This window comes from Pseudomonas sp. lyk4-R2A-8, assembly GCF_030209095.1.
GTDB classification, from domain to species: domain Bacteria; phylum Pseudomonadota; class Gammaproteobacteria; order Pseudomonadales; family Pseudomonadaceae; genus Aquipseudomonas; species Aquipseudomonas quebecensis.
In genome coordinates, this window is the sequence record NZ_JARVSS010000016.1 from 155,094 (window position 1) to 162,507 (window position 7,414).

5 protein-coding genes are annotated in these 7,414 nt (G+C 61.7%); all 5 read left to right on the forward strand.

Annotation, left to right across the window (positions count from 1 at the left end; all coding sequences use genetic code 11):
• Positions 1-118: 118 nt before the first annotated feature.
• On the forward strand, positions 119-1,561 hold the full coding sequence (treP, locus tag QRN10_RS17525; protein WP_285428781.1) for a PTS system trehalose-specific EIIBC component: 1,443 nt from the start codon (positions 119-121) through the stop codon (positions 1,559-1,561).
• Between the two features lie 56 nt (positions 1,562-1,617).
• On the forward strand, positions 1,618-3,264 hold the full coding sequence (gene treC / locus QRN10_RS17530) for an alpha,alpha-phosphotrehalase (RefSeq protein ID WP_285428782.1): 1,647 nt from the start codon (positions 1,618-1,620) through the stop codon (positions 3,262-3,264).
• A gap of 67 nt (positions 3,265-3,331) precedes the next feature.
• Positions 3,332-4,552: a maltoporin gene (locus tag QRN10_RS17535; protein WP_181078628.1), complete on the forward strand. Its 1,221-nt coding sequence runs from the start codon at positions 3,332-3,334 to the stop codon at positions 4,550-4,552.
• Between the two features lie 62 nt (positions 4,553-4,614).
• On the forward strand, positions 4,615-7,140 hold the full coding sequence (gene ptsP / locus QRN10_RS17540) for a phosphoenolpyruvate--protein phosphotransferase (protein WP_285428784.1): 2,526 nt from the start codon (positions 4,615-4,617) through the stop codon (positions 7,138-7,140).
• A 2-nt stretch (positions 7,141-7,142) separates the two neighbouring features.
• Positions 7,143-7,414, forward strand: a 272-nt coding sequence (locus QRN10_RS17545; RefSeq protein WP_285428785.1) for a PTS sugar transporter subunit IIB, incomplete at its 3' end; no start/stop codon positions are given.

Here is a 7,414-nt window from a genome sequence, read left to right on the forward strand (position 1 = left end):
AACAATTTGTAACTCGTACAGACGAGTTGTTGCTTTAACTCGTCTGTACGAGTACTTTTGCTTTCGGCGTGCTGCCAATGACTGCCCTCCAATAAAAAAATCAAAGTGGAAACCAAGCATGAGCCACGACTATTCGACGATTGCCCGCGAGATTATCGAGCACCTCGGGGGCAGCGATAACCTCGAGCAAGCTGCCCACTGCGTAACCCGCCTGCGCCTGGCGCTCAAGGACCCGAGCCTGGTCAATAACAGCGCGTTGAACCAGGTCGACCTGGTCAAGGGCTCGTTCTTTACCGGCGGCCTGTTTCAGGTGGTGATCGGCCCCGGTGAAGTCGAGAAGGTCTACGCCGCCCTGCGCGAAATCACCGGCCTGGCCGCCGCCACCATCGCCGACGTGAAGAAGAAGGGCGCCGACAAGATCAACGCCCTGCAGCGTCTGGTGCGGGTGTTCTCCGATGTGTTCATGCCGATCCTGCCCGCACTGATCATTGCCGGCCTGCTCATGGGCATCAACAACCTGATGGGCGCCAAGGGCATGTTCATCGAGGGCAAGACGCTGCTGGAGGCCTACCCGAATCTGGATGGCCTGTGGAGCCTGATCAACCTGATGGCCAACACCTCGTTCGTATTCCTGCCGGCGCTGGTGGGCTGGTCGGCGGCCAAGCGTTTTGGCGGCAGCGAAATCCTTGGCATTGTGCTTGGCCTGATGCTGGTGCACCCGGACCTGCTGAATGCCTGGAACTACGGCAAGGCAGTCGCCGGCCTCGATGGCCAGAGCCTGCCGTACTTCGATATTTTCGGTTGGTTCCAGATCGAAAAAGTCGGCTATCAGGGGCAGATCCTGCCGATCCTGATGGCCGCGTACGTGATGAGCGTGATCGAGAAGTGGCTGCGCGCGCGCGTGCCCAATGCAATTCAACTGCTGGTCGTACCGATCACCACCATCGTCGTCACCGGCGTGCTTGCCCTGGCGATCATCGGCCCGGTCACGCGCCACATCGGCATCCTGATCACTGAGGGCATGGTCACCCTGTTTGACCTGGCGCCCATGCTCGGTGGCGCGATTTTCGGTCTTCTGTATGCCCCGCTGGTGATCACCGGCATGCACCACATGTTCCTGGCCGTGGACCTGCAACTGATCTCCACACAGGGCGGCACCTTTATCTGGCCGATGATCGTGATGTCCAACCTGGCCCAGGGCAGCGCGGCGCTGGCGGTGTTCTACACCACCCGAAATGCGCGGGATAAAAGCATGGCTTCGACTTCAGCGATTTCCGCCTACTTCGGCATCACGGAACCGGCGATGTTCGGGGTGAACCTGCGCTTCAAGTTTCCGTTTTACGCGGCCCTGGTGGGCTCGGCGCTGGGCAGCATTTTCCTGTCGCTGAACAAGGTGCAGGCCTCGGCCATCGGCGTCGGTGGTTTACCTGGATTTATCTCCATCGTGCCGCAATCCATTGCGATGTTTGTGATCGGGATGGTCATCGCGATGGTCGTGCCGTTTGTGCTGACCTGTGCGTTGAGCATGAAGATCGTTCGGCCCGGATTCAGGGTTGCCTGATCTACCGCCCGAGGCGGCCCCAAAGCCAGCACACCATTAATTGAAGGAACCCCACCATGCAGACTTGGCAGCACTCGGTGATCTACCAGATCTACCCCAAAAGCTTCCATAGCCACGCGGGTAACGCCACCGGTGACCTGCTGGGCATCGTGGACAAACTCGACTACCTGCAATGGCTGGGCGTGGACTGCCTGTGGATCACGCCGTTCCTGCGCTCGCCGCAGCGCGACAATGGCTACGACATCAGCGACTACTACGCCATCGACCCCAGCTACGGGACCATGGCCGACTGTGAGCGGTTGATCAGCGAAGCGGCCAGGCGCGGCATCAAGCTGATGCTCGACATCGTGGTCAACCACACCTCCATCGAGCATGAATGGTTCCAGCAGGCACGCAGCAGCCTCGACAACCCCTACCGCGACTTCTACATCTGGCGTGACCAGCCGAACAACTGGGAGTCCAAGTTCGGCGGCTCGGCCTGGGAATACGAGGCGCAAACCGGGCAGTACTTCCTGCACCTGTTCGACCACACCCAGGCCGACCTCAATTGGGACAATCCTCAGGTCCGCGCCGAGGTGTTCAAGATGATGCGCTTCTGGCGCGACAAAGGCGTCGGCGGGTTTCGCCTGGACGTGATCAACCTGATCTCCAAGCCCGCCGATTTCCCCGAAGACAACAGTGACGGTCGACGCTTCTACACCGACGGTCCGAATGTGCATGCATACCTGCAGGAAATGCACCGCGAGGTCTTCGAAGGGTATGACCTGATCAACGTCGGCGAAATGTCGTCCACCAGCCTTGAGCACTGCATCCGCTATTCCAATCCGGCCTCGAAAGAGCTGTCGATGACCTTCAATTTCCATCACCTGAAAGTCGATTACCCCAATCTGCAAAAGTGGGTGAAGGCCGACTTCGATTTTCTGCAGCTCAAACGGATTTTTTCCGACTGGCAACAAGGCATGCAGGCCGGTGGCGGCTGGAACGCGCTGTTCTGGTGTAACCACGACCAGCCGCGGGTGGTCTCCCGGTTTGGCAACGACGGTGAGTACCGCGAGGTTTCGGCCAAGATGCTCGCCACGGCGCTGCATTTTTTGCAGGGCACGCCGTTTGTGTACCAGGGCGAAGAATTGGGCATGACCAATCCGGACTTCGACCGAATCGAGCAGTACCGCGATGTAGAGACACTCAACATCTTCCGTCTCAAGCGGGATGCGGGAGAGGACGAAGCGTCGAGCATGGCGGCGATCATGCAGAAATCCCGCGATAACGGGCGCACGCCGATGCAGTGGAATTCACAACCCAATGCCGGTTTCAGCACTGGCGAACCGTGGATCGGGCTGCCGGCCAATGCCGCGCAGATCAACGTCGAATGCCAGCAGCAAGACCCGGATTCGGTGCTGCATCACTATCGAGCACTGATCGCCTTGCGTCGTAGCGAACCGCTGATCCAACACGGCGTTTATCGCCAGCTGCTGGCGGACCACCGTCAGGTCTGGGCGTATCTGCGTGAGGGCCAGGGCGAGCGCCTGCTGGTGCTGAACAACTTCTATGGCTGGCCCTGCGAAATCCAATTGCCCGACGACGTGCTCCACGCGGCGGGCAAGCAACGCCTGCTGATCAGTAACTACCCCGACTGCCCGCCACGTACCGCAACGGTTGCGTTGCGCCCCTACGAATCGTTTGTGCTGCACCTGATCGACTGAAACTCCCCGCCAGCGAACCGCGTTGTGCAACAGAAGCAATACAACAATAAAAATAGAAGGAGCGTTCATGAAAACCACAATAAAGCTGGGCGTCGTCGCGTCTTGCCTGAGCCTGCCGTTGGGTGCCCAGGCTCTGGAATTTGCCGGTTACCTGCGCAGTGGTGCCGGCACATCCACCGGCAGCGGTCCCCAGCAGTGTTTCCAATTGCCGGGGGCGCAGACCAAATACCGGCTGGGTAACGAATGCGAGCAATACGCCGAGCTGGAATTGCGCCAGGACCTGCTGACCTTCGATGACGGCTCGGTGCTCAGCGTCGATGCCATGGCCTCGCTCTATAACAAGTACGACCGTGAGCTGAAATTCCAGGGCGAAAACAACGGTACCGCGCGCATGCCGCAGATGTATGCGCAGTGGTCCAACCTGCCCAGCCTCAACGGTGGTTCGCTGTGGGCCGGTCGCCGTTACTACAAGCGTAATGACATCCATATCTCCGACTTCTACTACTGGAACCAGAGTGCCACTGGCGGGGGCATCGAGGACGTGCGGATCGGCGACCTCAAGTACAGCTACGCCATTTCGCGCAAAGACAATCTCTACCAGAAGGAATATGCCACCCGTCACGACTTCAACGTTGCGGGCTTCAAGACCAACCCTGGTGGCGAGCTGGAGCTGGGCTTGAGCTACATCGAGAAGGCCGGCGGGCGTGACACCCACAGCGGCTGGGCACTCACCGCGCAGCATGTGCAAACGCCTTTCCTCGGTGGCAAGAACAAATTCGCCTTGCAGTACGGCGAAGGCCCCGGCACCGGCCTGGGCTACACCGGCAACACTTTCCTGGATGACAGCAGCAAAAGTTATCGCGCCGTGGAGTTCTTCGATTGGCAGGTAACGCCGCGCTTTGGTGGGCAGATCGAAGCGGTGTACCAGAAGGACATTCGCCCCGGCAGCCAGGACCAGACCTGGATGTCCCTTGGCGTGCGCCCGGCGTATGCCATCAGTGAACAATTCAAACTGGTTACCGAGCTTGGTCATGATCAGGTCGACGCCAGCGGCGGTACGCGCAAGCTGAGCAAATTTACCTTCGCGCCCACGTGGTCGCCCAAAGGCCCGGATTTCTGGGCGCGGCCGGAAGTGCGTGTGTACTACACCTATGCGACCTGGAACGAAGCGGCCAAACGCGCCGCGAATGAACTGGCGGCGGGCTCGGCGTTGTCCGACACCGGTTCCTACGGCACCGCGCGGCATGGGTCGAATGTGGGCGTGCAAGTCGAATACTGGTGGAAATAACCGCCATCCGTGGGATGTGCATCCACCCAATGATTTTTACAGAACAAAAAGCAGGTGAAGTCATGACCGCAATTGAACCCCTGGAACTGCTGGCGCCCTTAGCGGGTGTCCTGCTGTCACTGGACGAGGTGCCGGACCCGGTGTTCGCCAGCCGCATGATCGGCGACGGCCTGTGCATTGATCCCACCTCGCAGACTCTGTGCGCGCCGCTGGCCGGCGTAATCAGCACTATCCAGGACAGCGGGCATGCGGTCAGCATCACCGCCGACAGCGGCGTGCAGGTGCTGATGCATATTGGCCTGGACACCGTGAACCTGGCAGGCAAAGGCTTCACCCGCCTGGTTGAGGAGGGTCAGCGGGTGGAGGCGGGGCAGCCGTTGATCGAGTTCGATGCCGACTACGTGGCGCTCCACGCCCGCAGTTTGCTGACCCTGATGCTGGTGGTCAGTGGCGAGCCGTTCAGCCTGCTGGCGAGCGGGCTGGTGGAGGCGGGCCAGCCGCTGATGGAGGTATCGCCTGTCGACACAGCTGAGGCCGCAATCGACGCGCAGGGCGATGCGTTGTTTTCCAAGCCATTGACGCTGCCCAACGCCAACGGCCTGCATGCGCGCCCAGCGGCGGTGTTGGCCCAGGCGGCTAAAGGCTTCAATGCGAGTATTTATCTGCACAAGCAGACCCAGAGCGCAAATGCCAAGTCGCTGGTGGCGATCATGGCGTTGCAGACGGTGCAGGGCGATACGCTGCAGGTGAGCGCGGCAGGTGAAGAGGCCGCGGCGGCGATCCAGGCATTGGTGGCGCTGTTGGCTGAAGGCTGTGGAGAACAGGTTGCCACTGTGGCCGCTGGGATTGAGCCGGTCGCATCCTTACCGTCAGCCGGCGTGCTGCAGGGCGTCTGCGCGTCGCCGGGCTCGGCGTTCGGCCAAGTGGTGCAAGTGGCCGAGCCGGAGCTGGACATTGTTGAACACGGCACCGGTCAAGCGGCCGAACGCGCGATGTTGGAACAAGGCCTGCGGGCGGCCACCGAGGCCTTGCAAACGCTGCAAGCCAAGGCCGCCAACGCTGCGGAGGCGGAAATTTTCCGGGCCCATCAGGAACTGCTTGAAGACCCGACCCTGCTGGAGCAAGCCTACGGGCTACTGGCCGAAGGCAAGAGTGCCGCATTCGCCTGGAAGCGCGCCACGCTCGCCACCGCCGAGTTGTTCCTGGGCCTGGGCAATGCCCTGCTGGCCGAGCGTGCAGCCGACCTGGCCGATGTCGGCCAGCGGGTGCTCAAACTGATCCTCGGTATCCAGGACCGCGCCTGGGAGCTGCCGGAACGCGCGATTCTGATCGCCGAACAACTGACCCCCTCGCAGACCGCCAGCCTCGACACCCACAAGGTGCTCGGCTTCGTCACCGTCGGCGGTGGCGCCACCAGCCACGTTGCGATCCTGGCGCGTGCCCTTGGCCTGCCGGCGATCTGCGGCGTGCCTGCGCAGGTGCTGGCGCTGCCCGATGGCCAACAGGTTTTGCTCGACGCAGACAAAGGCGAGTTGCATCTGCAGCCGAACCTGGCCGACATCGAACAACTGGAAGCGGCGCGCCAACGGCAGATTCAACGGCGCGAGCGTGAAATGGCACAGGCTGCGCTACCCAGCATTACCCGAGACGGCCATCACCTTGAAGTCACAGCCAACGTCGCCTCGTTGCAGGAAGTCGAGCAGGCCCTGACCTTGGGCGGCGACGGCGTGGGGTTGCTGCGCTCGGAATTTCTCTACCTGGACCGTAACCGTGCGCCCAGCCCGCAGGAGCAAGCCGGCACCTACACGGCCATCGCGCGCGCTCTGGGCAGCGAGCGCAACCTGGTCGTGCGAACCCTGGATGTCGGTGGCGACAAACCGTTGGCCTACGTGCCAATGGCGGCCGAGACCAACCCCTTTCTGGGTTTGCGCGGCATTCGCCTGTGCCTGGAACGTCCGCAGCTGCTGCGCGAACAGATGCGCGCGATCCTCGCCTGCGCCGGTTTCGCACGCCTGCACATCATGTTGCCGATGGTCAGCCTGCTATCGGAGTTGCACCTGGCCCGCCAAATCCTTGAGGAGGAAGCGCTGGCCCTCGGGCTTGAAGAACTGCCGAAACTGGGGATCATGGTCGAGGTGCCATCTGCCGCCCTGATGGCCGATGTGTTCGCGCCCTACGTGGACTTTTTCTCCATCGGCACCAATGACCTGACCCAATACACCCTGGCCATGGACCGCGATCATCCGCGCCTGGCCGGCCAGGCCGACAGTTTTCACCCGGCGGTGCTGCGCCTGATCGCTACCACGGTGAAGGCCGCCCACGCCCATGGCAAGTGGGTCGGCGTGTGCGGCGCCCTGGCCTCCGAAGCGTTGGCGGTGCCGGTGCTGGTCGGGCTGGGGGTGGATGAGCTGTCGGTCAGTGTGCCGCTGATTCCCACCATCAAGGCCGCGGTGCGCGACCTTGATCTGCATGGCTGCCAAACCCTTGCAACCCACGTGCTGGGCCTGGAGGGTGCCAGTCAGGTGCGCGAGGCGCTGCGCCTGTATCAGGCAACCGCCGTTGAAACCTCACCTGTCATGGAGCACTGAACATGTTCGAGAAATTGCAGCGGGCGTTCTGGAAAGCCCTGACCCCGGATCTGGTCGCCGAAACGGTGGCGACACCGACGCAGGGGCTCTTGTCGGCCGATGTGCTGAGTGCGTTGGGCGGTGCCAATAACCTCAAATCGCAACAGCGTGTGGCGCTGACGCGGGTGAGGGTGCACTTGCAGGATGCGGGCCGGTTGGATGAGGCGGCATTGAAAGCGACGGGTGTGCAGGGTGTGATGGTGTTGGCGGGAGGAGTGGTCCACCTGATCACCGG